Raw genomic sequence first — 24,596 nt, forward strand, 5'->3', positions numbered from 1 at the left:
ATGGCCGTGGTCGGAACTCTCGTAATCAAAAATGTGATGCTTCTGGACGTTTTACGTCTTAAGCATCGCGCTCTAAAAACAAAGGAGGCTTTTGCCTCCTTTGTTTTTTAATTTATATTTACTTTACTGTGGGAGCAGTTGTAGTCCTTTTACAATATCAATGTACTCAGAACCGTTTAACCAAAAAGATTTTTTTAAAAATAACGTCGTCATAATACTTTCCGCTGCTTCACTTTCCGGATTTTCACAGAAAATTCCATAGCTTTCGCCTAATACGGCATCATTTTCAATCAGGCGAATATAGTAGGCATGTTGCTCATTTGCATAACCTAAAACTGCATCACGTTGATTTTTCATTTCGCATGTCTCCATACCAAAAACTGAATTTAACCAGAATGTTAAGTGCTCAGAATCTCATTTGATAAAAATCATAAAACAGTCAGTAATCAGGACTATCCCATAATAGGTTTTGATTTTCTTCAAATTGCCATTTTGATTTAAACATCCCTGTTAAAAGCAAAATGGATTAAAATCTGATCATGGGATTTATTGTTATGCAAAAAAAATATTTCGTCAACTTGAAAATGTAACTTTTTCAAGTTACATTGTCTGTGTAGGATTTGAACGGTGAAATGGAGGCGAGATGTCAAAGAAAAACGAGTTTGAGCATGGCGGTGCCCGTGAAAATGCTGGTCGTAAAGCACAGTTCAATGAACCCACAAAAGTGATTCGTGTTCCTGAGTCTCAAGTGAACTTTATCAAAAATTGGTTACTGAATAATGTCAAAACCGACAACCGGACAGATTTTAGCTCAAAATTGAAGGTTCAACAGGTCCATGCAAACAACGATAAAATTTACCATATTCCTTTAGCTACTGAACGTGTTGCTGCGGGTTTTCCTTCGCCAGCGCAAGATGATATTGAGCAAGCACTCGATTTAAATGAATATTTAATTCGAAATGAAAATGCTACATTTATTGTCAAAGCCAATTCTTTGTCAATGTTAGACGCTGGAATTGATATTGATGATCCACTTATTGTGGACCGTAGTCTTCCCGCTAAATCTGGGGATATCGTAATTGCGCTTATTGACAATGATTTTACCGTTAAACGCTTAATGATTGATAATAATTACCACCCACCTAAAATTTGGCTAAAAGCAGAAAACTCCGATTATCAGAATATTTATATTGAAGAGGGGCAAGAACTGGTCATTTGGGGAGTCGTGACTTATAACCTCAAACGAATGAGATAAGGCGTTGCTTTCATATTTTATGGTTTTAGTTACTGATCTGAGGTAGGGACCAGTAACTCTAAGCTAAGTAATATTTTTAAATTTGCCCAATCAATAGACATGTGGCGATAATTACCATAAGACCACCTGAAAACCGTCCGACTAAGCGTGCTGCCTGTGGTCTGCTTTTTAGAATAGCTTGTGAACCGTAACCTACCATTAAGTAAATAATCGCGCAGCTAATCATGTGGACAACCCCAAAAGCAACAATTTGCGTAGTCACCGTCCATGATGCGGTGGTGTCAATAAATTGAGGAAGCAAGGCTAAAAAGAGTAGAAAAACTTTCGGGTTTAAGCCACTCACATAAACGCCTTTTGTTGCCCAGCTTAACCATGATTGAGCTTTTTCAGACTCAGACTGATTTGGAGTAGGAGGGGTAAGTAATAAATTTATTCCCATCCATAACAAATAAGCAGAACCCGCAACAGTAAGAATCATCAGAGCCGTCGGGTTATTTGCTACAAGCAGACCAACACCAGCCGCGACCAATAAAATCGTAATAAAGTGCCCACATAGCATACCTGCAACAGCGGGTACGACGACTTTGCCTTTAATTCCTGCCGAGATGGCATACGCCCAGTCTGCCCCTGGGGTAATAATAAAAAGAATGGAGACACTCCAAAATGCGATAAAAATGTTAAAAGCCATATGCTTATCTCGGCAAACTATTTTCCAAAGGTTTCGCTCGTGGTTTAGAAAAAATTTCTATTCATTCGAACTTGTTGAAAATAATATGCTCATGTATTTAGAATGTGCTTTTAAATGTTTGCTCATATCACACTCATTTGGGGTAAATTTTTCTAAATGGATCGCACAGATAAAAAGATTCTTGCTGAATTGCAGTTAAATGGCCGATTATCTATTACTGAATTGGCAGAAAAAGTAGGCTTAAGCATTTCACCATGTCATAGGCGAGTGAAGGCTTTAGAAGAGTCAGGAGCCATCAAAGGCTATCGTGCAGAACTCGACCCCAATTTGGTTGGATTTGAATTTTCAGCGATTGTTTTTATTACGCTTAAAGAAGGTGATAAGCAAGCAGTCGAGAAGTTTGAAAATGCCGTGATTGATATTCCGCAAATCATTCAAGCCCAACGTTTATTTGGTGAGCCAGATTATTTGCTACATGTGGTTGCAAAAGATTTACCCGCTTTTCAACGGCTATATGATGAAAAGTTATCGGCTATTCCGAGCGTACAGCGGCTCATCTCAACCATTGTGATGAAAGATGTCGTGCCTGAACGTTTATTTCCGATTGGCTAAAATCTTTAGGGATAAAAAAAGAAGCTTTAAAAAGCTTCTTTTTTAGTCTTAAGGATATTTAGGTATCAAGTGTTTTACACAAAGAGCAGATCGTACCGTTATGTTTGTGAGAGTACATAATATCTGGACGCTCGTAACCTTCTTCACATACACGGCAGTGGTAAACTGTTGCAACTGGTGTACCTTCGGCATCAAAACGTGGTTCTTTAATGCCGTCATCATGTGACTTGATGTAGTATTTTCCTTTGGTTAATAAACCCATGATTGGTGTTAATACAAAGGCAAGTACAAGCGCGATAAGTGGTGAGTATGGAGCCAAGAAACTACCAAGTAATCCGAAGAATGCTGCAATCGATAAGCCTGCTGATACAAGGAAAGCAACCATACCGACAGGGTTTACGTTGTATAACATGTCACGGCGGTATTCCGGTTCTTTTGGTGAAAGCTTTAAAACATATTTGTTGATTGAAATATCTGTTGCAACAACCACAACCCACGCAATTGCAAAGTTTGAATAGAACCCTAAGATTTTACCCAGTACTGCAAACATGTTGCCTTCCATTAACGCAAGGGCAATTGCCAAGTTCACCATTACAAAGACAATACGACCTGGATAATGTTTACTAATACGAGTGTAGGCACTTGTCCAAGCAAGGGAACCAGAGTAAGCATTGGTTACGTTAATTTTAATTTGAGAAATGACCACCAAAATAACCGCAAGTGTTAGAGCAGCCCAGCCCGGAAGCATGTCATGAAACGCTGCATTAAATTGTTGAACAGGTTCAGTACTGTTTACACCCGGTAATTTTGTTAATAAGTAGAAACCTAAAAATGCCCCAATAATTTGTTTGATTGCCCCTAAAATTACCCAACCTGGACCTGCTGAAATCACAGCAGCCCACCATGCTTTGCTATTTTCTTTTGTTTTAGCAGGCATGAAACGTAAATAGTCAATTTGCTCACCAATTTGCATGATTAGCGATAAACAAATACCAGCACCTAACATGATCGCTGCCATGTCTACAGTCGCAAAACCTTCTTTACCTGTAAAAGTAGCAAACTGGCTGACTAAGGTGGGTTCTTGGTAAATCAGATAGGCCACAGGACCAATCATGAGAATGAGCCAAAGGGGAGTTGTCCATACTTGTAATTTACTCAAGGCTTTCATGCCGTAAATCACCAACGGAATCACCATAACGGTCGAGATGAGGTAACCTGCCCAAAGCGGAATACCTAAACCGAGTAATAACCCTTGCGCCATGATTGAACCTTCAAGGGCAAAGAAAATAAATGTGAAACTGGCGAAAATGATACTGGTGAGGACCGATCCGATGTAACCGAAACCTGCGCCACGGGTAATCAAGTCGAGGTCGATGTTATAACGTGCTGCATAGTAGGCAAGAGGAATACCAGTTAAGAAGATAATAATTGCTGCAAATAAAATGGAGAAAACCGCATTGGTTGTTCCATAAGACATACCAATACTGGCGCCAATAGAAAAGTCAGCAAGATAGGCAATACCGCCAAGTGCAGTAATAGCGACAACTTTGGGACTCCAGCGCCGAAAGCTATGTGGAGCATAACGTAAAGTATAATCTTCTAAGGTTTCATTCACTGCTTTTTGTGAATCTGTACCTTGCACAGTGTCCAGATTTGGATGTTCAGATACACTCATAACATCAATCTCCCAATCGTTTTCGGTCAATCAACACAAATATTGATCATTGTTTTTTGATGAATTTGAGTGTGTGATTTTTGATGAAAATTGGAAATACGTTATTTTGCGTATATGTGCGTATTCGAGAAAATCGCCATGATAAATGACTTTTGGCATAAGGATTGCTGGGTTTAATACCAGCCACATGCCAAACATGAGTGTTATGCCAGATTCTTCACGCCCCCAACAAGCGCCACAACGTGTGATCAAAACGCGCCGTGAATATAATATTTGGGTGGCAGATGAAAGTATCGAAGATTATGCGCTCCGTTATGCGCCCACATCAGTACGTAAATGGTCGCCTTGGACCGTTACCAATACCGCAATTTCGACAGTTAGCTTCTTGGCTATGGAAGCCATCGGGGCGACCATGCTTTGGCAGTATGGCTTTAGCAATGCGCTGTGGGCGGCAATAGTCGTATGTACCATCATATTTTTAACCAGTTGGCCGATTAGTTACTACGCTGCAAAATATAATGTAGATGTCGATTTGCTCACCCGTGGTGCAGGTTTTGGCTATATTGGCTCGACCATTACTTCTCTGATTTATGCCAGCTTTACCTTTATTTTACTTGCATTTGAAGCCGCAATTATGGCGATGGCACTTGAGCTTGCCCTTGGCATTCCACAAGTTGTTGGTTACTTAATTTCTGCATTGGTGATTTTGCCTTTAGTGGTCAAAGGTATTGGTTTTATTAATAAAGTTCAGGCAATCACTCAGCCAATCTGGCTCTTGTTGCTGTTGTTACCGTGGTTTTTTGTACTTTGGAAACAGCCACAAATTTTAAGTAGTAGTCTGCATTTTGTTGGTGCGGTTTCAAACTCGACCGATTTTAATCTGTATTACTTTGGTGCGGCGTGCACCCTTATTTTTTCATTTGTGATCCAAATTGGTGAGCAAGCTGACTATTTACGCTTTTTACCACAACAGGAAAAAAATAGAACTGCGTGGCGTTTTGCTGTTTTTTTAGGTGGTCCATCTTGGATTATTTTTGGTTTTCTCAAAGTTTTGATGGGCATGTTGCTGATGGTTTTGGCTTTTCAGCTTTTGATTCCAGTCTCTGAACTAGACAATCCGACGTATCTGTATTGGGTTGCCTATCAACAATTTATTCCAAATCCGCAGCTTGCTTTAATCTTCACTCTGGCACTTGTTTGCTTGGCACAAATTAAAATTAATATGACCAATGCCTATGCTGGTTCATTGGCATGGTCAAACTTTTTTGCCCGTTTGACCCATAGCCATCCTGGGCGAATTGTCTGGCTTCTTTTTAACGTTTTCATTGCCATTGTTTTAATGGAAATGGGCATTAGCCATGCGGTCGAGCGCATTTTGGGACTATATAGCAATATCGCTTTGGCATGGATTGGCGCTGTTGTTGCTGATTTAATTATTTGTAAACCTTTGGGTTTAAGCCCGAAGGGAATTGAATTTCGCCGTGCTTATTTATATGACATTAACCCTGTAGGTGTGGGTGCCTTACTGATTGCTTCAGTGCTATCGATGCTTAGCTATTTGGGCTTTTTCGGATTAATGGCGAAAGGCTTGGCGAGTTTTATTGCGCTGGGAAGTGCGATGTTATGTGTTCCTATCATTGCTTACTTAACCAAAGGCAAATATTACATTGCACGCCAGCCTGAAAAAATTCAGGCGACGTCAGTTGCGAATTGTGTGGTTTGTGAACGGGATTATGAACTCGCTGATATGGCAGGCTGTCCAGCCTATAACGGTACGATTTGCTCATTATGCTGTTCACTTGAAGCACGTTGTCACGATTTATGTAAACCCGATGCACGTTGGTCAGTACAGCTTAAAAAAGCTATCTGGCATTATTTACCTGAGCGTTGGGCCAGTCGTTTAAACAGTCGGGTCAGTTTATATTTACTACTGACTTTAGGGCTGTCTATTGTTTTGGCCGTGAGTTTGAGTCTGGTTTATATCCAAGAAAAAGCATATCTGGAAATGATTAATGCTGAAGGAGTTCCTCAGCTATTTACGCTATTTGTCAAAATTTACACCATCTTGTTTTTATTAATGAGCGTTGCGGCATGGTGGTTAGTGCTAAACGATGAAAGCCGCCGTAATGCTGAAATTGAAACACATCAACAAACAGCCTTATTGATTGATGAAATTGCTGCGCATGAAGTCACTTCAAAAGACTTGCAAGATGCCAGAATTTCAGCAGAACGGGCAAATGATGCAAAAAGCCGTTATGTCATTGGAATTAGTCACGAACTACGAACACCCCTAAATAGTATTTTGGGCTATAGCCAATTACTTCAAAAACAAGAGCAGCTTTCGGAACAAGGCAAAATGGCGCTTGGGGTAATTAGCCGTAGTGGGCAGCATTTGACGTCACTGATTGACGGGTTACTGGATTTAGCACGAATTGAGACAGGCAAAATTTCTTTAAATGTGGTGGATGTTCACTTCCCCAATTTTATAGAACAGATTATTCAAATGTTTCAGCCGCAGTTTGAACAGAAGAATTTACAGTTTATTTATGAAATTGGAGATAACCTTCCGCACTATGTTCGTACCGACAAAAAGCGCTTAGAGCAAGTGCTCATCAATTTATTGGGCAATGCTTTGAAGTTTACAACGAGTGGCACAATAACCTTGAAAGTCGAGTACCGTTTTCAAACGGCTTATTTTGAAATTAGAGATACAGGTTGCGGCATTGCCGAAGCGGATTTAGAGCGGATATTTAATCCGTTTGAACGAGGCAGTAATGTGGTTCAAGGCGGATTTACCGGAACAGGGCTAGGCCTACCGATTGTAAAATTATTGGTCGATTTACTTGGCGGGCAGCTGTCTGTGAGTAGCCAACTCAATCAAGGTTCACAGTTTAAAATTAAGTTTTATTTGCCTTCAAAAGAGGTGGTTCATCCAATTTCTAACGTTTATTCCAACCAGATTACGGGCTATCAAGGTGAGCGAAAACGAATTTTAGTTGTCGATAATGAAGCTGTGGATCGAGGTTTAGTCGCTAATTTTCTAAAACCTTTAGGATTTATTATTGAAGAAACCGAGTCAGGCATTGATTGTTTAAGACGTGTTCCTATTTTTCAGCCTAACCTGATTTTAATGGATTTGAATATGCCTTTGATGGGTGGCTGGGAAACTGCGCGGTTATTACGTCAAAATAATATTACCAATGTGCCGATCTTAATTATTTCGGCCAATGCAGGCGAACGTGAGGTCAATCCACAAGATGCGGTTTTAAGTGAAGACTTTATGCTAAAACCAATCGATCTCAATTTGTTGCTGAGTAAAATTGGAGACAAGTTAGGGCTGGTGTGGGCTGATTCTAAATCAGAGGCACTAATTGAAAATAATGAGGTTCAAGCACTTGATGTAAAGACGTATAAGCAAGAACAAACCGCTGTTCATACACCAACAAGACAACCAGAAAACAATGGCCCACAAGATTTAACTCAAGCCTTGCAGCAACTAGATGAATTGATTGGACAAGGCTATATTCGAGGCATTCAACATGCTTTAACGCATTGTCGTCAAGATTTTCCGGAGCATGACGAGTTATGGGAACAGCTTGAGCAAGCTATTCAAAAGTTTGATTTAAAACATGCCCAACGATTAATTCAGGATAAGCAATGAGTACGCAACATGTTTCTTTTCAGCAGGCTTCAACAACTGAGCAGGCTGTTATTCTGATTGTGGATGATGTACCGGAAAATTTGGGCTTGTTACATGAAAGTCTGGATCAGGCAGGTTATCGCGTGCTTGTCACAACCGATGGTTTAAGTGCCATTGAAATCGCACATCGATGCTTACCGGATATGATTTTGCTCGATGGCAATATGCCACATATGGACGGTTTTGAAAGTTGTATACAGCTTAAAGCAAGCCCAATTACTCAGTTTATTCCCGTCATTTTTATGACAGGTTTGTCGGAAACAGAGCATATTGTGCGTGGTTTTCAGGTCGGTGGGGTGGACTACGTAACAAAGCCACTGAATATTGAAGAAGTACTGGCAAGAGTGAAAACGCATTTGGCGCATGCCAAACTATTGCAGCAACAAAAACAGGTGATTGACGCAACAGAGACGGCCATTCTTGCTCTAGACGTTCAAGGTAAAATTGTTTGGAAAACCCAAAAAGCCAGTGATTTATTGAATCAATATTTGCCGGAAATTGAGGGTTTTGAGGCAGGTTTAAAAGCTTGGTTTTCAGACTTAGAACATGAAAAAGACCCAAAAAAATTAACCAGCTGTTCTTATTCAACGCCATCTCAGCAATTACAGCTTTTACTATTAACGCCGTGGCAATCTGGCACAAGTGTGGCGAAAAATTATCTTATACAGATCAAGACCTCTACGCCTGCATTAGACGTCGCTGACATTTTAAAATATTGCCCACAGTTGACTCAGCGTGAAGCAGAAGTCATGCACTGGTTATTGTTAGGTAAAACCAATAAAGATATTGCGGAAATTTTGGAGCTGAGCCCGCGGACGGTAAACAAACATTTAGAACATGTTTTTGAAAAGCTTTGTGTTGAAAATCGAACTGCGGCAGTAGCGCATATTAATAGTCTGGTGCAAGAGTTTCATTAAATAAATTTTAAAAAATAGAGACCCCGTGGAGCCTCTATCATCACTATTACTTTAAGTTTTGTTTAAAGAAACTGGTCAATTTATCAAATGGAATAAGATTGACTCGATCATATAAATCAACATGTCCCGCACCTTTAACATAGTAAAGTTCTTTAGGTTGGCCTGCGAGTTTATAAGCTTCTTCACTAAACTCTTTTGAATGAGCCTGATCACCTGTAATAAATAGCATTGGGCGTGGTGAGATGGTTTCGATATCGTTAAATGGATAGAAGTTTAAAAATTTGACATTACTTGTCAGTGTTGGGTGGGTTGTAAGCTCTTTTGATGAACTTTTCGGCGTATATTCTCCGCGTGGGGTACGATAAAAGTCATAAAATTCACGTTGGATCGGATGTGTATCTGCCGTTAACTCATGTGTAGTGCCGCTGGTATATTTTTTTTCACCGCCTGTGAACTCGACATAACGTTGCGCAGCCGCTTCAGCAATAATTTGCTTTCTTTGCTCTAAGGTTTGTGAGTGACGTAAGCCATTACGGTTTGCAGCTCCCATATCATACATGCTGACAGTGGCAATGGCCTTCATACGAGGGTCAATTTTTGCTGCGCTAATAACGAAACTTCCACTTCCGCAAATTCCGAGCACCCCAATACGTTCACGGTTAATTAAAGATTGCGTTCCTAAATAATCTACAGCCGCACTAAATGCTTCTGCGTAAATGTCAGGTGCAACTACATTTCTGGGTTGGCCTGCGCTTTCACCCCAAAATGATTGATCAATTGCCAATGTTACAAAACCTTGTTCAGCCAATTTCTGTGCATAAAGCATAGAGCTTTGTTCTTTCACGGCTCCCATTGGGTGACCAATTACAATAGCGGGGACTTTTAGTTTTTTATTTAAGTTTTTGGGGATAACCAGATTACCGACTATATCCATGTTGTATTGATTTTTAAAAGTGACTTTCTGAATAGTCACTTGCTGGCTTTGATAAAAATTATTTGCGCCATTAGACATGTCTGCTGCCATAGCTGAAGTTGAGGAGAATAAACCAATTGTTGCAGCGCAAATCGCAGCCGCCGTATGGGTTTTAAGCTTTTTAAACAAGGGAGATGTAGTCATGGATACCTCAATTTAAATAATTTGAATGGGTGAATTTGCTCATGCTTATTTCATTTGGGAAATTGAAATTTTGATGGGTTGTTTTTGCTTGAACTCTTGGGGAATAGCCTCAAGTTTCCCAAGCAAAATAAGACCATTTGCGTAGCCAACAGTTGAGTCTTTATAGAAAAAAGCCAGATTACCCCAAGGGGCGTAATAGGTAAGATCACCAGCTTTTCCTGCATAGCCATTGGGTGCATTCTGTGTAGTTAGCTTGGTGGGTAAGTCGGCTATTTTTTCAGTAGAGTCATAATCTTTAAGGGTTAATGTCAACGGAAGCTGCTTGGCAAAATCTTGAACAGTCGGTGTCATGGGTAATGTTGCAAATAGCGATTGCTTTGATCCCTCAATATCAATACGGATTTTTATCATCGATAACCTTTGTTGATTGTTGCCCGTAGGCCTTGAGGCATAAGAGATAGATATGGCTGAAAACGAGAAAAAGATGCTGAGTAAAGCGAGAAAAAACTTCTGATTAGCCATATCGAAGAACCTTATTTCTTTAAGAGAACGCACTTAAATGCAGAGAAGTTATTCAATTTCTAGCGTAAAGGTATGAGCTAAATTTATTAATTTTTGATAATAATAAAATCAGGCACTTTTTATGCTTGAGCTCATCTAAATCTTGATGCTCACTGCTTGATATAGAGTTTAATGAATCTTCTTTATAATAATTAGCCTAAAAAACAAACATGGACTTATGAGCAATATTCATGAATGGTTTTATCATTTATAATTAAACTAAACCGTGAAAAGAGAGAAAAGCAGATGATAAACAAAGAAAACTATAATGATCTTTATGCTTTTTTAATGGTGGCTCGAGAAGGGAGTTTTACGAAGGCCGCAGGAAAAATGGGAATTTCGCAGTCTGCGCTAAGCCATACCATTCGCGGCTTAGAAGAACGTTTAGGGATGCTACTTCTGACCCGAACCACACGAAGCGTTTCGCCGACAGCCGCGGGTGAAAGGTTAAAGCAAACCATTAGCGCCAGCTTTGACCAGATTGATAATGAATTATCACTTTTAACATCATTTCGGGATCAGCCCGCTGGTACGGTTCGTATTAATGCCAGTAGCCATGCAATACGGGAAGTGCTGATTCCAAAACTTGAAAAGATTGCTGGTGATTATCCTGATGTACAAGTTGAGCTAGCTGCCAATAGCGGTATGGTGGATATTGTTGCGGAACGATTTGATGCAGGAGTTCGCTTTGGAAGTCGTGTAGCAGATGGCATGATTGCGGTACGTATTAGCGCAGATGTCAAAATGGCGGTGATTGCAACGCCACAATATTTTGAGAAATATGGAATTCCTGCAACCCCCAAAGATCTGGTCAATCATCAATGTATTGGCTTTCGTTTAACCACCCAAGGCAGTGTGTATGCTTGGGAATTTTTGAAGGATGGACAAGAAACAAAAGTTAAAATTCAGGGACAATGGATATTTAATGAAAGCTACGATATTGTCGAGGCAGTTAGAGCTGGATTTGGATTGGCTTACATTCCGCAAGAACTGATCCAGCAAGATCTAGATCAAGGCAAACTTGTGCAAGTATTGGAAGAGTACAGTATCCAGTTTCCCGGATACCACCTGTACTATCCACATCGTAGACAGCTTTCGCCTGCGTTAAGGTTGGTTATTGATGTGTTGCGTGAGTAGCACTTCGCCAAGTAATAAAAGCAGTAATAGCACCGAATAACAGCACAATGGCGCTCATATAAAACGTAGCACTATAGCCTTGTGAGTCATATAACAAGCCGCCTAAAGTTGCACCTAAAGTAATTGCAAATTGGATAATCGCAACCATCAAACCGCCACCAACCTCAGTATCTTGATGCAACGTCTGTGCAAGCCATGTGTTCCATGCGACTGGTGCCGAAGTTCCAATGAATCCCCATAATCCCATTAATATTGCGACCAACCACAAGTGCTGACCACCAAGCACGAAGGCATAAGCAATGCTTGCCATCATTAAAGGAATAAGGATGAGGTAGCGATAGACATGTTGATGAAGAATAAAACTAATCACGAATGTGCCAACTAAACCCGCGATACCTAATATGAGTAATAAAATGGATAACATGGCCGCATCGACATGACTGACGGTTTCTAGAAATGGGCGTAAGTAGGTAAATAGCGCAAATTGCCCCATAAATAGCAATAAAATCCCTGTCATGCCATAAAACACAATCGGACGTTTCAGTAATTCAAATGGATTTTTTGACTTCTCGCTAGATATAACTGCTGGAAGAGCGGGCATGCTTTTAAATTGCCAAATAAGTGCAATAATCGCGATAGGAACGATACAGAAGAACGCACCGCGCCAGCCAATAATTGAACCTAAAAAACTTCCTAAAGGTGCAGCAATTGTGGTTGCTAAAGCATTGCCTCCATTTAATAGACCAAGTGCTTTGGGTACAGCTAAAGGAGGTACAAGTCTCATCACAATCGAAGTCGACATGGCCCAAAAACCACCAATCACTACACCTAAAATTGCACGACCCACCATGAATAACGCAGCAGAGTGAGCAAATGTAATCAGCATGCCAGAAACGATCATGAGTAGGGTAAGTAACAGCATGATATGACGGCGATCCCATGTCTTAAATACACGGCTAATAGTTAAGCTGGTTACCACAGCAAAAATGCCTGAAATTGCGATCGCCTGACCTACTTGGCCTTCACTCATATTTAAATCTGAAGAGATTGGTGTGAGTAAACTTACGGGCATGAATTCTGAGGCAATTAATACTGCACAGCATAGTGACATTACAAATACAGCACCCCATGCAGGTGTGCTATTTTCATGTGTATCTTGCTCAATTTGATGGAAAGAAGACATAAAATTCCGACTTTTAAAACCGTTAAATGTTCATAAAAGAAATGAACAAATCTGGTTGCAGAGCTTATCAGCAAGGGTTTGAAAGGATTAGGCCTAGAATTACGAATAGAATTATGAGTTTTATGCATGAATTGTCTTTAAAAAGCATACAGACTCGCTGCTAAAAACAGGCTATTTTTTTACACTTAGATTTGTTCTTATAGTTCAAGATATACAAAGTCATTTTTAAATAAATATGAGTCGTAAGAAGAGGAATTTATTGTGAATATTCAACAAAAAGATGATACAAAACACGGTAGCTTTAGTTTACTTGATGGTGAAACCATTGCAGGTGAAATGACTTATACATGGGCAGGCGAAGGCATGCTGATTATTGATGCCACAGATGTAAATGAAAATTATCGGGGACAAGGTGTAGGTCGACAATTACTTGATGCTTTAGTTGCTTTTGTTCGTGAGAAAGATGTAAAAGTGATTCCGCTTTGCCCTTATGCAAAATCGGTATTTGATAAAGATCCAAGCATTGGCGATGTCCTTAGAAAATAAGCAATAGACTGAAAGTTGTTTCATGGAAATCGGGCGTTGATGTCCGATTTTTTTTATTGGCTTTTATTATATATGGGCTGTGATGAACATGTTTTAAGCGGTTGTATTCAACTGATTTGAATGCTTTCGATTGCCAAATCGAATTTATCAAACTTATAGAAAAGCTTATCTAATAAAAATAGTTTTAGACCAATTGGGAAAAAAATAAACTCGGTACACAAATATTTGATCGCTGACTAGAGCTAAATATTTATAACGTTTTAATATTATTTTTTGGAATTTTCCTTGAACTGGCAGTATATCCATAGTGTGTTGCCGCAATTTTTCTCTGCAACTTTGACCACGCTGAAAATTTCAATTATCAGCATTATTCTGGCCATTATTGTAGGGCTGATTTGCAGCATTTTAATCACATATCGCGTGCGGGTACTAAATAGAATTGCCCAGTTCTATATTGAGTTATCTCGAAATACCCCTTTATTAATTCAACTATTCTTTTTGTATTACGGTTTGCCCAAACTTGGTATCAAAATCGATGGTTTTGCTTGTGGTGTGATTGGACTGACATTTTTAGGCGGAAGCTATATGGCAGAAGCTTTTCGAGCGGGTCTACAATCTGTAGCAAAAGGTCAGATTGACTCTGCAAAAAGTATCGGTCTGCAACCGACTCAAATTTTTAGATATGTCATTTTTCCTCAAGCGCTTGCTATTTCAATTCCGGCAATTGGAGCAAATTGTCTATTTTTAATTAAAGAAAGTTCTGTTGTAAGTGCGATTGCTGTCGTTGAGCTGCTTTTTGTCACCAAAGACTTAATTGGGATGGACTATAAAACTACGGAAGCTTTGTTTTTACTCATCATGGCTTATCTGATTATTTTATTGCCCGTGTCTATTTTAACCAGTTATCTGGAACACAGAAGTCGGAAGGTGAGCCATGGAACTTGATTATTTATTTCAGGTAAGTCATCTCGAACGTTTAATGTGGGGACTGTGGGCAACCGCAAAAATTGCTTTTATTTCAGTATTTTTTTCTGCAATTTTGGGCACGGTTTTAGGCGTCATTATGACTTCTAAAAACATAGCTATTAAAGCGTTGTGTCGTTTGTATTTAGAAGCAATTCGAATTATTCCAATTTTAGTTTTGCTTTTTGTTTTTTATTTCGGCTTTGCGACATGGTTTAACTGGCAGTTTTCTGCGATGTGGGTGTGTGTTGTCGTGTTTGTTTTATGGGGTACGGCTGAAATGGGCGATTTGGTCCGTGCAGCCATTACTTCAATTGATCAGCATCAACGAGATTCGGCCTATGCGTTGGGACTGACTCATGTTCAAGCATTGGTCTACGTTATTTTTCCGCAAAGTCTAAAACGAGTAACACCAGGCGCAATTAATTTATTTACCCGAATGGTGAAAACCAGCTCTTTGGCAGTTCTGATTGGTGTGGTTGAGGTCATTAAGGTGGGCCAGCAAATTATTGAAAATTCGCTTCTGACTGTGCCGAGCGCCTCGCTTTGGATTTATGGCTTTATTTTTATTTTGTATTTTCTGATTTGCTATCCCTTATCTCGTTTGGCGGCACATCTAGAAAAGGTCTGGGAGTAATTATGCCTTTGTTATCGATACAACAATTACAGAAATCATTTGCACAAAGTCATATTTTACAGGGCATTGATCTAGATGTAGAACAAGGAGAAGTGGTTGTAATTTTAGGCCCATCGGGCTGCGGTAAAAGTACCTTACTGCGCTGTATTAATGGATTAGAACCGATTCAAGGTGGTGAAATCTGTTTAACTGGTTCAGGTGTTTTGGGTAAAGATGTTGACTGGACTAATGCCCGTCAAAAAATTGGCATGGTTTTTCAGAACTATGAGTTGTTTGGGCACATGAATGTCATTGACAACATTTTGCTCGGGCCACTTAAAGTGCAAAAACGCCGCCGTGATGAAGCTGAACAAGTTGCAGATGAGTTGTTAAAGCGAGTGGGTCTATTTGAGCGAAAACTCGATTATCCGCGACAACTTTCCGGTGGACAAAAGCAGCGTATCGCCATTGTCCGCTCACTGGTTATGCAACCTAAAGTCATTTTGCTCGATGAAATTACAGCAGCACTTGACCCAGAAATGGTCAGAGAAGTGCTCGATGTTGTTCTGAAACTAGCCAATGAGGGGATGACCATGTTGATTGTGACTCATGAAATGTCCTTTGCCCGTAAGGTTGCCGACCGCATTATTTTTATGGATAAAGGCAAAATTATTGAACAGGCACCCCCTGAAGAGTTTTTTGAACAGCCGAAAACAGAACGAGCTAAAACCTTTTTAAATATCTTGTCGTATTAAGTCTTTTATTATTTGAATCATGAGGAAGTGAATGTTTAAACGTAATTCAATAAAAATATTAAGCAGTATTGCTGTTGCTGGGGTGTTATTAACGGCATGTAGTAAAACGCCATCAACTGAGCAAGCAAGTAATACTCAAGAAGACCATTCTTTAGAGCAAGTCAAAAAAAATGGGGTGTTGCGAGTTGCCGTTTTTGCTGACGATCCGCCGTTTGGTTATGTAGATAGTGCTGGCAATAATCAGGGCTTTGATGTGGCTTTAGCAAAACGAGTCACTAAAGATTTGCTTGGCGATGAAAAAAAAGTTGAGTTTATTGTGACTGAGGCTTCAAATCGGGTGGAGTTTTTAAAATCAAACCGTGCCGATGTTGTGTTTGCGACATTTACAGTAACGCCTGAACGTAAGGAGGTTGTAGATTTTGCCGAGCCTTATTTAAAAGGTGCTTTTGGCATTGTCTCGCCTAAAGCCAAGCCGATTACTGACATTGCCCAATTAGAAGGTAAAACGTTAATTGTAAATAAAGGCACCAGTTCAGATACCTACTTTACCAAGCACTATCCGAAAGTGAACTTATTGAAGTTTGAAAGAAACTCTGATGCGTTCAAAGCCTTGACCGACGGTCGTGGTGACGCAATTTCACAAGATAGTACTTATGCTTTGGCATGGGCCGCGAAGAATCCAAGTTATGTGGCGGGTATCCAGTCTATTGGTGATCAAGAATTTATTGCACCAGCAGTGAAAAAGGGCAATACCCAATTATTGAATTGGCTCAATACTGAAATTAAGCAGCTAAGAACAAGCGGTGAAATTAAGAAAATTTATGATGAAACCTTAAAACCAATTTATGGTGAATCGGTTAATCCTAATGTGTTTTTAGATGTAGGCCAATAATTTTTGATATCGCTGGAGCAGTGTCTGAAAGTAGGCACTGTGATTTTAAATAAGACTTTTACAAGAACGATAGGGTGAAATAATGACAATATTAACTTTACAAAATATAAAGCATGTCCTCGCTGCATCTTTGCTGAGTTTAGGTTTGGTTGCATGTGATAAAGGCACGCAATCTAATGAGAAAACAGCTGACAGTACTCAAACTGTGTCGAGTATTGAGCAGATTAAAAAGAATGGAGTCGTGCGTATTGGTGTATTTAGCGATAAACCGCCGTTTGGATATTTAGATGCTCAAGGTAAAAATCAGGGCTTCGATGTAGAGATTGCCAAACATGTTGCTAAAGACTTGTTAGGTGATGAAAACAAGGTAGAGTTTGTTTTAACTGAAGCTGCAAACCGTGTCGAATATTTAAAAGCCAATAAAGTAGATATTATTTTTGCAAACTTTACAGTTACGCCAGAACGTAAAGAAGTGGTCGATTTTGCTAAACCTTATTTAAAAGTTGCTTTGGGTGTGGTGTCTCCTAAAACTCATCCAATTACAGATATTGCTCAACTTAAAGATAAAACTTTGTTGGTGAACAAGGGCACGACGGCTGATTCATTCTTCACCAAGACTCATCCTGAAATTAAACTACAAAAATATGAGCAGAACACTGAAACTTTTGATGCTTTAAAAGATGGCCGTGGTGCTGCTTTAGCACATGACAACTTGCTGGTTTTAGCTTGGGCTAAAGAAAATCCAAATTACACAGTAGGCATTACAAACTTAGGTGAGCAGGACTTAATCGCACCGGCAGTGAAAAAGGGTGATAAAGAGCTACTGGACTGGTTGAATCAAGATTTAGAGAAATTGGCAAAAGAAGGCGTGATTCATCAGGCCTATGAAAAAACTTTAAAACCAGTCTATGGCGATACGATTAATCCAAAAGATTTATTGGTTGAGTAGTCGTACTCATAGCTCCTAATGATTAGGACTCTAGATAGTATTTGCTTGAGCTAGGATTCATCTACAGCCTGCCCATAATTTATAAAGATAATGTTTTTGCAATATTTTTATAGATGAAAACAGTGGTCAGGTTCTGTAGATGGTAAAGTTTTTTGGTTACTTTTTTCAAAAAAAGTAACCGAATTAGCTGATTGCTTTAGAGATAGAAAGGCAGGATTCCATCGTGTTAATTCCTTGACTTTATATCACTTGAACTTAAATAAAGTCGGCTCTGCTGCCAATTTATCTGCCAAATATTGAATAAAGACACTTAATTTAGGCGGGACATGTCGTGTCGGTGGGTAAAGTAGCCATAGCCCACCACTGTAATAGGTCTTAAAATCCCATTCGGGTAAAACTTGAACCAAAGTCTGTTGTTGTAAAGCATGGCGCGCAACAAAGTAGGGTAAGCTGGCTACTCCCAAATGCTGTAGGGCTGCGCTTAAACGTACACCTGTATGATTTGCAGCATAACGGCCACGTACAGCAACATTAATCGACTTATTTCCTTGTTGAAATTTCCATTTTGAATCACTGATTTGTTCACCTAAATAGATACATTCATGCTGTTTTAAGTCATGAGGATGGGTTGGTGTACCATGTTTTTCTAAATATTCAGGTGTAGCACAAATCAAGTGATCGATATCAATGAGTTTTCGTCCCATTAGGCCGCCAGAGGGTTGCTCTGTAATTCGAAGTGCTAAATCGACTTCATCATCAATTAAGTCAACATAACGGTCTTCTAAAAGCATTTGAATATCAATTTTGGGATAGCGTTCTAAAAACTCAGGTAAATGTGGATGAATCATAAAATGTCCAACGGCTTTTGGAACACTCAGGCGAATGATTCCTTGCGGTTCGACATGAAATTGGCCTGAACTTTCCATCACTGCCTGTGCCGCATTGACCATATCTAAACAACGTTGATAGACCTGTTGACCACTTTCACTCAAACGAAGCTTTCGTGTGGTTCGATAAAGTAAGCGGGTTCCTAAAGCACGTTCTAAGCGAGCAATCGCACGGCTTATCGCAGATGGTGTGGTACCGAGTTGTCGAGCCGTTTCAGAAAAACTGCCTGATTCGACCACTTTCACGAAAGTCGCCATTTCATTTAAAAGAACTAAACTTTGATTTGTGCTCATGAGGCAAAAGTTATTTGGATTTTGAGTGGATTATCGCGTTTAAGAAATCGCAATACAATCTTTTTCATCTTAAAGTAGATGTAGAAAAATATGACGCAAGCATTGTATTTAACAGGTGCTCTTGCCGCTGAGGTTGAAGTTCTAGCGTGTAATCCTTGTGAAGATGGGCGTTTTGCCGTGCATTTATCGGCAACACCATTTCATCCTCAAGGTGGTGGTCAACCGAGTGATACGGGCAAAATCGCAGAAGTTGATGTAGTGCATGTAGCGATTGAACAAGGGGAAATTATTCATTACTGCACACAACCTGTTGAGTTGGGAGTGGCTTTTGCACAAGTCGATGAAGCAGGACGTCGTTATCATAGTCGTTTACATTCAGCGGGACATTTGCTTGGACATGTAATGCATCTATTTGGCTGGCAAGCTGTAAAAGCACAACACTGGCCACATGATGCGCGAGTTCAGTTCATTGCTTTGGACACAGCTCAGCAGTTAGATGCTCAAATACTTGAACAGCATTGTGTACAATATATTCAGGCTAATTTACCAGCCAATCTTCAGCAACATGCAGATGGTTTTCGTGAAATCGGTTTTGGTGAGTTTTCTGCATTTCCATGCGGTGGGACTCATGTTGCAGCATTGGGGGATATTGGTTTTATAGAAATTCAGTCCTATCAGATTAAGAAAGGAAAGCTTAGTGTAAGCTATAGCGTTGCCAAGGAGGCTGAATAAATGTGGCAGTTGTATGGGCATGAGTTTTTAACACTGGCACTCATTCACTTTTTGGCAGTGATTTTACCGGGACCAGATTTTGTGGTTACGGTAAGACAAAGTGTACGTTATGGCTACTTAATTGGATGTCTGACTGCGATTGGTATTGGTGTTGGAATTTCGGTCCATGTGTTTTATACACTTGTTGGCATTGGCTTTTTGATTCAACAAAGCGAATGGCTCATGTCACTCATCAGAACAGCGGGAGCAGCTTATTTGCTTTATTTAGGATGGCAATGTTTACGTAGTCAGCCGAATACTAATATTGAGATTAATGACCAAGCAGAAAGTGACACTCCGAGTTTGTTTAAAGCCTTTACGATGGGTTTTTTAACTAATGCTCTTAACCCAAAAGCCACAATCTTTTTTCTGGCGATTTTCACTACGATTGTGAGTGTAACCACCCCCATGAAAGTTCAGATCTTTTATGGCATTTGGATGTGTATGGTTAATGCGATCTGGTTTATGGTCGTGAGTGTAATGTTTGCTCATCCAATAGTACGTAAACGATTTTTGGAGTTTGGTGTTTATTTTGAGAGGGTCATGGGGCTGTTGTTAATTGGGATTGCATTGAGATTGATTTGGGGATTATTTGTTTAATTGCCGTGAGTATTTAGTGGGGTTGCAGAAGTACGATTTTAGATTGCTTATAGTGTTCAAGGCGGAGTCTTATCGTTTATATACCAATAGAAAGTAGCTAATTCTGTTACTTTTTTTGGAAAAAGTAACCAAAAAACTTTGTCATCTACAGAACCTGTTAACTGTTTTATCTATCAGAAAATGTTGCGAAAACATTATTTTTATAAATTATGGGCAGGCTGTAGATGACTCTTAGCACGAGCCGAAGGTTAATCTAGGAATCGAAATTAAAATAACAAGACTCCGCCGCGATAACTACTTTGATTTATTCTTATTGCTGATGACCTTTTGCTCGAGCAGTTTTAGTAAATAACCCATAAAAAAGACCGCTCGAAAGCAGTCTTTTTTTTTCAAAAATAGATTTAAACACTACGCTTGTTACGTGTTAACTGGTGTAAAACAGACACCAATAAATCAATTTCTTCAGTCGTATTATAAAAAGCTAAAGACGGGCGCACGGTTTGTTCCACACCAAAACGACGTAAAATTGGCTGTGCACAATGGTGACCAGAACGTACGGCAATACCATGTTGGTTTAAAGCTTTACCGACCTGTTCAGTCGAATAGCCTTGTAAGGTAAACGACATGACACTGGCTTTGTGATGCGCAGTTCCGATCAAGCGTAAACCAGATACACTACTTAATGCATTTTGACCATATTCAAGCAAATCATGTTCATAGCGAGCAATGTTATGGATACCTAGACTTTCTACATATTCAAGTGCTGCACCTAAACCGACTGCATCAGCAATATTGCCTGTGCCCGCTTCAAACTTGTTTGGTGCAGGTTGGTAAACTACCTGTTCGAAGGTGACGTCCTGAATCATGTTGCCGCCACCTTCCCAAACCGGCATGGTTTCTAGCAGTTCTGGTTTCGCATAGACTGCACCAATGCCTGTTGGACCAAACACTTTATGCCCAGAGAACACAAAAAAGTCGGCATCAAGGGCTTGAACATCGGTTGGTATATGCGAAACAGATTGAGCGCCATCAACCAATACACGTACACCTTTGGCATGGGCAATTTTAATCACTTCAGCAACAGGGGTAACTGTTCCCAAAGCATTAGAAACTTGAGTAATAGACAGCAGTTTAGTGCGTTCATTAATCAGTTTTGGTAACTCTTCTAAAATAATTTGACCCGTATCATCAACAGGAATGACTCGTAACTTTGCTCCAGTTTTTTTAGTGAGTTGATACCAAGGCACAATATTGGCATGGTGTTCTAAGTGAGAAACAATAATTTCATCACCTTCACCAATATTTTGTTCGCCCCATGTTTTTGCAATTAGGTTAATGCCTTCAGTGGTTCCTCGAACAAAAATAATTTCTTTGGAAGAGGGTGCACCGATAAAACGGGCAACTACATTTCTTGCATGTTCATAGGCATCGGTCGCACGAGCTGCTAACTCATGTGCAGCACGGTGAATGTTTGAATTTTCATGCTGATAAAAATAAGCAATTCGATCAATCACACGCTGTGGTTTTTGCGTAGTAGCAGCATTGTCAAGCCAGACTAGCGGGCGACCATTGACGCGTTCCTGCAAAATTGGAAAATCACGACGAATGGCATGCACATCTAAGGGCTGAGTACTGCTTGCTACAAAGGTCGGTTGCGACGGTTGATAGTGACTATAACTTTGTCCACTTTGAGGCAAGTCTAAAAAATAAAATGCAGAGCTTGGTGAGGTTTTTGTTGGTGTGTCAGCTGCAAAACGATCTTCAATGAGTAAAGACTTTAGCTGGTCGCCATGCGGCAACTGAAAAGACTGCGCAACCGAATAATTATCTTCAACACCTTTAACAGATGGCTCTGCTGCATTTGGAGCAGAAAAATCATTTAAAAAATAATAAGGTGATTCACCAGTACCTGTCGGTAAGTTTGGTTCAATACGACGTGGCACATTCGGCTCACTATGAACAGCTTGTGGCAAATGTGGTTCAAATGGCGGACGAGGTAAATTTGCACCACCAACTACAGGTGCAGAAGAGACAATCCGACGTTCAGGATAGTCTGGTAAGTTAGGAATATGCTCAGGATATTCCGGATTAAGACTTTTCTGAAAGGCGATATTCGGTGCACGACCACTGAGTGCCGAAAATGGTTCACCCGGTTGTGGTGGATGTGGAGGTGTACCTACAGGTAAATCCAAGTTAAGGCCCGATGGAGAAGCTGAACTGCTTGAACTTGGCAATGCTGAAAAAAACTCATTAGCAAGACGAGCAATGGTGGACTCATCAGGGAAGTTGGCTGGTGGTGGGTTAACACCAGTTACTTCCGACCCTTTTGGGCTACCTTGCAGATTACTTGTAGTTAACTGGGTAGTCATGATATTTGTCCACCTCCACATCATCTAATACTGCCAACGCATCATCAGTCAGTACTGCTAGCGAGCAATATAACGAGATGAGATAAGATGCAATCGCGTTACGGTTAATGCCCATAAAACGCACTGAAAGCCCCGGCGATTGTTCACCTGCAAGCCCCGGTTGGAATAAGCCGACAATACCTTGACGTTTTTCACCGACACGAAGCAGTAAGATTTTAGTTTTACCATCTTCTACCGGAATTTTATTAGATGGAATGAGGGGAATTCCGCGCCATGTAATAAATTGCGAACCGAATAAACTCACTGTTGGAGGCGGTACACCACGACGTGTACATTCACGGCCAAATGCTGCAATTGCATCTGGATGTGCTAGGAAAAATCCTGGTTCTTTCCAGACTTTACGTAATAAATCATCTAAATCATCTGGAGTTGGTGGGCCATTTAAAGTCGAGATACGTTGATCATCTGTCACACTCGCCAATAAGCCATATTCAGGGTTATTGATGAGCTCACTTTCTTGACGTTCTTTAATGGTTTCAATGGTTAAACGGAGCTGTTCTTTAATTTGGTCATGTGGACTACTGTAAAGGTCAGCAACACGTGTATGTACATCCAGAACAGTCGATACACCATTCAAAAAGTATTCGCGTGGCTCTGGGTCATAATCAACAAAAGTTTGGGGTAAAGTTGCTTCATCACGTTGTGTGCAAGCCACTTGAATATCATCGGTATTATTTACACGGTTTAGGCGATAAATACCTGCTTCAACAGGAAGCCATTGAAGTAAGTGAGTCAGCCATCGGGGAGTAATCGTAGAAAGTTGAGGAGCTGTCTTGGTTGCATTGGCCAGTTGGCGGGCCGCATGGTCCCCAAGCGCAAGTTGGGCTTTATCAGTATTTTTCGCCATGAATCATTTTTCCTTATTACAGTGGCTTGGTAAAATCAAAAAATTAAAAACTCTAGTATTGCTATAAACTAGAATTAGTTCTGGTTTTAAAAAAATAAAAAAGGTTTTATAAACTTTGAATAGGTGGCTTATTAATTAAAAATCTATCTTTAAAATAAAAATATATTTAAATGAGAAATAAGCATTAAATTAATTTAATTCAGCTCTTACTATTTATTTGTCTCCTTATCTATTTATTTCACATCTATAGTTTTTAACCGGGAATATGATTTTTTTGATAAGACTCATTTGGTGACTGTAAAATCTGGCTACCTGCGGCAATACTATGTGTCAGCCAGACATTTCCCCCAATAATGGACCCTCGACCAATCGTAATACGGCCTAAAATAGTGGCACCTGCATAGATCACAACGTCATCTTCAACAATTGGATGGCGTGTATAATCTTTTTTCAAAGCACCATCATCATTGGTTTCAAAGCGTTTTGCTCCAAGCGTTACTGCCTGATAAATACGGACACGTTCCCCAATGACACTGGTTTCACCAATCACTACGCCAGTACCATGATCTATAAAAAATCCTTTACCGATTTGTGCACCCGGATGAATATCAATTCCTGTTGCAGAGTGGGCTAACTCAGAAATAATGCGAGACAGTAGAGGTACTTGGCCATATAACTGATGTGCAATTCGGTGATGAATAATCGCGAATATGCCTGGATAGCAGAGTAATACCTCATCCACACTATGTGCTGCTGGATCACCTTCGTAGGCCGCACGCACATCGCCATCTAAAAGACGACGTATAGAAGGCAAGGTATTAGCAAAATCCTGAACAATATTTTGGGCAAGCTCTTGTGGCTGTTGGGCTGTGCTTGAATGACCCAAATGACGCTTTGCCTCATAATTTAAAGCCAGTTGTACTTGAGCATGTAAGGCTGTGAGTACCCGATTTAAAGTATAGGCAATATAAGAATCTTCAGTTTCCTGACGTAAATCGGCAGGGCCTAAGCGCATTGGAAATAGAATCCCGCAGAGATCATCTAAAATAGCTTTCAAAGCTTCTTTAGATGGAAGTTCACGGCCCCCAAATTCTTTGATTCTGTGCTGTTGCTGACGCCAGTCATGCCTTGCTTGTTGTAAACCCTGTACAACAGCATTAATGTTCCATTGAGTCACAAGCTTTCCTTGATTCACTGAAAAT

24 protein-coding genes and 1 pseudogene are annotated in these 24,596 nt (G+C 40.0%); 13 read left to right on the forward strand and 12 right to left on the reverse strand.

Annotated elements, in window-relative coordinates:
• Nucleotides 1-123: 123 nt before the first annotated feature.
• Nucleotides 124-357 (reverse strand): hypothetical protein, encoded by a 234-nt coding sequence (locus BMW38_RS00990; RefSeq protein ID WP_092705480.1) that lies wholly within the window; start codon nt 355-357, stop codon nt 124-126.
• A gap of 286 nt (nt 358-643) precedes the next feature.
• Between BMW38_RS00990 and umuD the strand changes: the two genes are divergently transcribed.
• On the forward strand, nt 644-1,255 hold the full coding sequence (gene umuD / locus BMW38_RS00995) for a LexA family protein (RefSeq protein ID WP_005041445.1): 612 nt from the start codon (nt 644-646) through the stop codon (nt 1,253-1,255).
• Nucleotides 1,256-1,331: 76 nt separating this feature from the next.
• On the opposite strand, the gene BMW38_RS01000 is transcribed toward umuD, so the two are convergent.
• Nucleotides 1,332-1,943 (reverse strand): LysE family translocator, encoded by a 612-nt coding sequence (locus BMW38_RS01000; RefSeq protein ID WP_004642439.1) that lies wholly within the window; start codon nt 1,941-1,943, stop codon nt 1,332-1,334.
• A 156-nt stretch (nt 1,944-2,099) separates the two neighbouring features.
• On the opposite strand from BMW38_RS01000, the gene BMW38_RS01005 reads away from it, so the two are divergent.
• Complete coding sequence (locus BMW38_RS01005) at nt 2,100-2,555, forward strand: Lrp/AsnC family transcriptional regulator (RefSeq protein WP_000376211.1); 456 nt, start codon at nt 2,100-2,102, stop codon at nt 2,553-2,555.
• Nucleotides 2,556-2,613: 58 nt separating this feature from the next.
• On the opposite strand, the gene BMW38_RS01010 is transcribed toward BMW38_RS01005, so the two are convergent.
• Nucleotides 2,614-4,230: a purine-cytosine permease family protein gene (locus tag BMW38_RS01010; RefSeq protein ID WP_213031074.1), complete on the reverse strand. Its 1,617-nt coding sequence runs from the start codon at nt 4,228-4,230 to the stop codon at nt 2,614-2,616.
• Between the two features lie 196 nt (nt 4,231-4,426).
• Here BMW38_RS01010 and BMW38_RS01015 point away from each other — a divergent pair, with 196 nt between their 5' ends.
• Complete coding sequence (locus tag BMW38_RS01015) at nt 4,427-7,891, forward strand: hybrid sensor histidine kinase/response regulator (protein ID WP_092706078.1); 3,465 nt, start codon at nt 4,427-4,429, stop codon at nt 7,889-7,891.
• On the forward strand, nt 7,888-8,847 hold the full coding sequence (locus BMW38_RS01020) for a response regulator transcription factor (RefSeq protein WP_092705482.1): 960 nt from the start codon (nt 7,888-7,890) through the stop codon (nt 8,845-8,847). Before BMW38_RS01015 ends, BMW38_RS01020 begins: the two co-directional genes overlap by 4 nt.
• A 46-nt stretch (nt 8,848-8,893) precedes the next feature.
• On the opposite strand, the gene BMW38_RS01025 is transcribed toward BMW38_RS01020, so the two are convergent.
• Together BMW38_RS01025 and BMW38_RS01030 are read right to left on the reverse strand one after the other, a co-directional pair.
• Complete coding sequence (locus BMW38_RS01025; RefSeq protein WP_092705483.1) at nt 8,894-9,964, reverse strand: alpha/beta hydrolase; 1,071 nt, start codon at nt 9,962-9,964, stop codon at nt 8,894-8,896.
• A 45-nt stretch (nt 9,965-10,009) separates the two neighbouring features.
• The gene (locus tag BMW38_RS01030; RefSeq protein ID WP_092705484.1) at nt 10,010-10,486 is read right to left on the reverse strand and encodes a cyclophilin-like fold protein; all 477 of its coding nucleotides are present in this window, start codon (nt 10,484-10,486) and stop codon (nt 10,010-10,012) included.
• Between the two features lie 285 nt (nt 10,487-10,771).
• Between BMW38_RS01030 and BMW38_RS01035 the strand changes: the two genes are divergently transcribed.
• A complete protein-coding gene (locus BMW38_RS01035; protein ID WP_092706080.1) occupies nt 10,772-11,662 on the forward strand; it encodes a LysR family transcriptional regulator in 891 nt (296 codons plus the stop codon).
• On the opposite strand, the gene BMW38_RS01040 is transcribed toward BMW38_RS01035, so the two are convergent.
• Nucleotides 11,640-12,845 carry an MFS transporter gene (locus tag BMW38_RS01040; RefSeq protein WP_092705485.1) on the reverse strand — a complete coding sequence of 402 codons (1,206 nt, stop codon included), beginning with the start codon at nt 12,843-12,845 and terminating at the stop codon, nt 11,640-11,642. The genes BMW38_RS01035 and BMW38_RS01040 overlap by 23 nt on opposite strands.
• A 261-nt stretch (nt 12,846-13,106) precedes the next feature.
• Between BMW38_RS01040 and BMW38_RS01045 the strand changes: the two genes are divergently transcribed.
• Nucleotides 13,107-13,391, forward strand: a complete 285-nt coding sequence (locus BMW38_RS01045; protein WP_092705486.1) for a GNAT family N-acetyltransferase — start codon at nt 13,107-13,109, stop codon at nt 13,389-13,391.
• Between the two features lie 107 nt (nt 13,392-13,498).
• On the opposite strand, the gene BMW38_RS01050 is transcribed toward BMW38_RS01045, so the two are convergent.
• Nucleotides 13,499-13,612, reverse strand: coding sequence for a hypothetical protein (locus BMW38_RS01050; RefSeq protein ID WP_080547582.1), 114 nt, complete (start codon nt 13,610-13,612; stop codon nt 13,499-13,501).
• Nucleotides 13,613-13,676: 64 nt separating this feature from the next.
• Here BMW38_RS01050 and BMW38_RS01055 point away from each other — a divergent pair, with 64 nt between their 5' ends.
• The 5 genes from BMW38_RS01055 to BMW38_RS01075 all read left to right on the forward strand — a co-directional run bounded on the left by BMW38_RS01055 (nt 13,677) and on the right by BMW38_RS01075 (nt 17,566).
• Entirely contained in the window at nt 13,677-14,336 is a 660-nt protein-coding gene (locus BMW38_RS01055) for an amino acid ABC transporter permease (protein WP_001104465.1), read from the forward strand.
• Entirely contained in the window at nt 14,326-14,991 is a 666-nt protein-coding gene (locus BMW38_RS01060; RefSeq protein ID WP_092705487.1) for an amino acid ABC transporter permease, read from the forward strand. The genes BMW38_RS01055 and BMW38_RS01060 overlap by 11 nt, the downstream gene beginning before the upstream one ends.
• 2 nt (nt 14,992-14,993) lie before the next feature.
• Nucleotides 14,994-15,725: an amino acid ABC transporter ATP-binding protein gene (locus BMW38_RS01065; RefSeq protein WP_092705488.1), complete on the forward strand. Its 732-nt coding sequence runs from the start codon at nt 14,994-14,996 to the stop codon at nt 15,723-15,725.
• Nucleotides 15,726-15,756: 31 nt separating this feature from the next.
• On the forward strand, nt 15,757-16,617 hold the full coding sequence (locus BMW38_RS01070) for a transporter substrate-binding domain-containing protein (RefSeq protein ID WP_092705489.1): 861 nt from the start codon (nt 15,757-15,759) through the stop codon (nt 16,615-16,617).
• Between the two features lie 82 nt (nt 16,618-16,699).
• Entirely contained in the window at nt 16,700-17,566 is an 867-nt protein-coding gene (locus BMW38_RS01075) for a cysteine ABC transporter substrate-binding protein (protein ID WP_092705490.1), read from the forward strand.
• A 50-nt stretch (nt 17,567-17,616) separates the two neighbouring features.
• Here BMW38_RS01075 and BMW38_RS01080 read toward each other — a convergent pair.
• Together BMW38_RS01080 and BMW38_RS01085 are read right to left on the reverse strand one after the other, a co-directional pair.
• A pseudogene (locus BMW38_RS01080) lies at nt 17,617-17,735 on the reverse strand (hypothetical protein).
• A 76-nt stretch (nt 17,736-17,811) separates the two neighbouring features.
• Entirely contained in the window at nt 17,812-18,747 is a 936-nt protein-coding gene (locus tag BMW38_RS01085; protein WP_092705491.1) for a LysR family transcriptional regulator, read from the reverse strand.
• A 90-nt stretch (nt 18,748-18,837) separates the two neighbouring features.
• Here BMW38_RS01085 and BMW38_RS01090 point away from each other — a divergent pair, with 90 nt between their 5' ends.
• Both BMW38_RS01090 and BMW38_RS01095 read left to right on the forward strand, forming a co-directional pair.
• A complete protein-coding gene (locus tag BMW38_RS01090) occupies nt 18,838-19,479 on the forward strand; it encodes a hypothetical protein (protein WP_092705492.1) in 642 nt (213 codons plus the stop codon).
• Nucleotides 19,480-20,118 carry a LysE family translocator gene (locus BMW38_RS01095; protein WP_092705493.1) on the forward strand — a complete coding sequence of 213 codons (639 nt, stop codon included), beginning with the start codon at nt 19,480-19,482 and terminating at the stop codon, nt 20,116-20,118. It abuts the gene before it with no gap.
• 401 nt (nt 20,119-20,519) lie between these two features.
• Here the strand turns inward: BMW38_RS01095 and BMW38_RS01105 are convergent, their stop codons facing one another.
• The 3 genes from BMW38_RS01105 to epsC all read right to left on the reverse strand — a co-directional run bounded on the left by BMW38_RS01105 (nt 20,520) and on the right by epsC (nt 24,589).
• The gene (locus BMW38_RS01105; RefSeq protein ID WP_092705495.1) at nt 20,520-22,487 is read right to left on the reverse strand and encodes a family 2A encapsulin nanocompartment cargo protein cysteine desulfurase; all 1,968 of its coding nucleotides are present in this window, start codon (nt 22,485-22,487) and stop codon (nt 20,520-20,522) included.
• Nucleotides 22,462-23,394 carry a family 2A encapsulin nanocompartment shell protein gene (locus BMW38_RS01110; protein ID WP_001107602.1) on the reverse strand — a complete coding sequence of 311 codons (933 nt, stop codon included), beginning with the start codon at nt 23,392-23,394 and terminating at the stop codon, nt 22,462-22,464. Before BMW38_RS01110 ends, BMW38_RS01105 begins: the two co-directional genes overlap by 26 nt.
• Nucleotides 23,395-23,647: 253 nt before the next feature.
• Entirely contained in the window at nt 23,648-24,589 is a 942-nt protein-coding gene (epsC, locus tag BMW38_RS01115; RefSeq protein WP_092705496.1) for a serine O-acetyltransferase EpsC, read from the reverse strand.
• Nucleotides 24,590-24,596 lie beyond the last annotated feature (7 nt).

Origin of the sequence: Acinetobacter sp. yr461, from assembly GCF_900110445.1 — a bacterium.
GTDB classification, from domain to species: domain Bacteria; phylum Pseudomonadota; class Gammaproteobacteria; order Pseudomonadales; family Moraxellaceae; genus Acinetobacter; species Acinetobacter calcoaceticus.

Excerpts from the sequence above, each read along its gene's own strand:
- BMW38_RS00990 (WP_092705480.1), bottom strand. The coding sequence starts at position 357 with ATGAAAAATCAACGTGATGCAGTTTTAGGTTATGCAAATGAGCAACAT.
- umuD (WP_005041445.1), top strand. The coding sequence starts at position 644 with ATGTCAAAGAAAAACGAGTTTGAGCATGGCGGTGCCCGTGAAAATGCT.
- BMW38_RS01000 (WP_004642439.1), bottom strand. The coding sequence starts at position 1,943 with ATGGCTTTTAACATTTTTATCGCATTTTGGAGTGTCTCCATTCTTTTT.
- BMW38_RS01005 (WP_000376211.1), top strand. The coding sequence starts at position 2,100 with ATGGATCGCACAGATAAAAAGATTCTTGCTGAATTGCAGTTAAATGGC.
- BMW38_RS01010 (WP_213031074.1), bottom strand. The coding sequence starts at position 4,230 with ATGAGTGTATCTGAACATCCAAATCTGGACACTGTGCAAGGTACAGAT.
- BMW38_RS01015 (WP_092706078.1), top strand. The coding sequence starts at position 4,427 with ATGAGTGTTATGCCAGATTCTTCACGCCCCCAACAAGCGCCACAACGT.
- BMW38_RS01020 (WP_092705482.1), top strand. The coding sequence starts at position 7,888 with ATGAGTACGCAACATGTTTCTTTTCAGCAGGCTTCAACAACTGAGCAG.
- BMW38_RS01025 (WP_092705483.1), bottom strand. The coding sequence starts at position 9,964 with ATGACTACATCTCCCTTGTTTAAAAAGCTTAAAACCCATACGGCGGCT.
- BMW38_RS01030 (WP_092705484.1), bottom strand. The coding sequence starts at position 10,486 with ATGGCTAATCAGAAGTTTTTTCTCGCTTTACTCAGCATCTTTTTCTCG.
- BMW38_RS01035 (WP_092706080.1), top strand. The coding sequence starts at position 10,772 with ATGATAAACAAAGAAAACTATAATGATCTTTATGCTTTTTTAATGGTG.
- BMW38_RS01040 (WP_092705485.1), bottom strand. The coding sequence starts at position 12,845 with ATGTCTTCTTTCCATCAAATTGAGCAAGATACACATGAAAATAGCACA.
- BMW38_RS01060 (WP_092705487.1), top strand. The coding sequence starts at position 14,326 with ATGGAACTTGATTATTTATTTCAGGTAAGTCATCTCGAACGTTTAATG.
- BMW38_RS01065 (WP_092705488.1), top strand. The coding sequence starts at position 14,994 with ATGCCTTTGTTATCGATACAACAATTACAGAAATCATTTGCACAAAGT.
- BMW38_RS01070 (WP_092705489.1), top strand. The coding sequence starts at position 15,757 with ATGTTTAAACGTAATTCAATAAAAATATTAAGCAGTATTGCTGTTGCT.
- BMW38_RS01075 (WP_092705490.1), top strand. The coding sequence starts at position 16,700 with ATGACAATATTAACTTTACAAAATATAAAGCATGTCCTCGCTGCATCT.
- BMW38_RS01085 (WP_092705491.1), bottom strand. The coding sequence starts at position 18,747 with ATGAGCACAAATCAAAGTTTAGTTCTTTTAAATGAAATGGCGACTTTC.
- BMW38_RS01090 (WP_092705492.1), top strand. The coding sequence starts at position 18,838 with ATGACGCAAGCATTGTATTTAACAGGTGCTCTTGCCGCTGAGGTTGAA.
- BMW38_RS01095 (WP_092705493.1), top strand. The coding sequence starts at position 19,480 with ATGTGGCAGTTGTATGGGCATGAGTTTTTAACACTGGCACTCATTCAC.
- BMW38_RS01105 (WP_092705495.1), bottom strand. The coding sequence starts at position 22,487 with ATGACTACCCAGTTAACTACAAGTAATCTGCAAGGTAGCCCAAAAGGG.
- BMW38_RS01110 (WP_001107602.1), bottom strand. The coding sequence starts at position 23,394 with ATGGCGAAAAATACTGATAAAGCCCAACTTGCGCTTGGGGACCATGCG.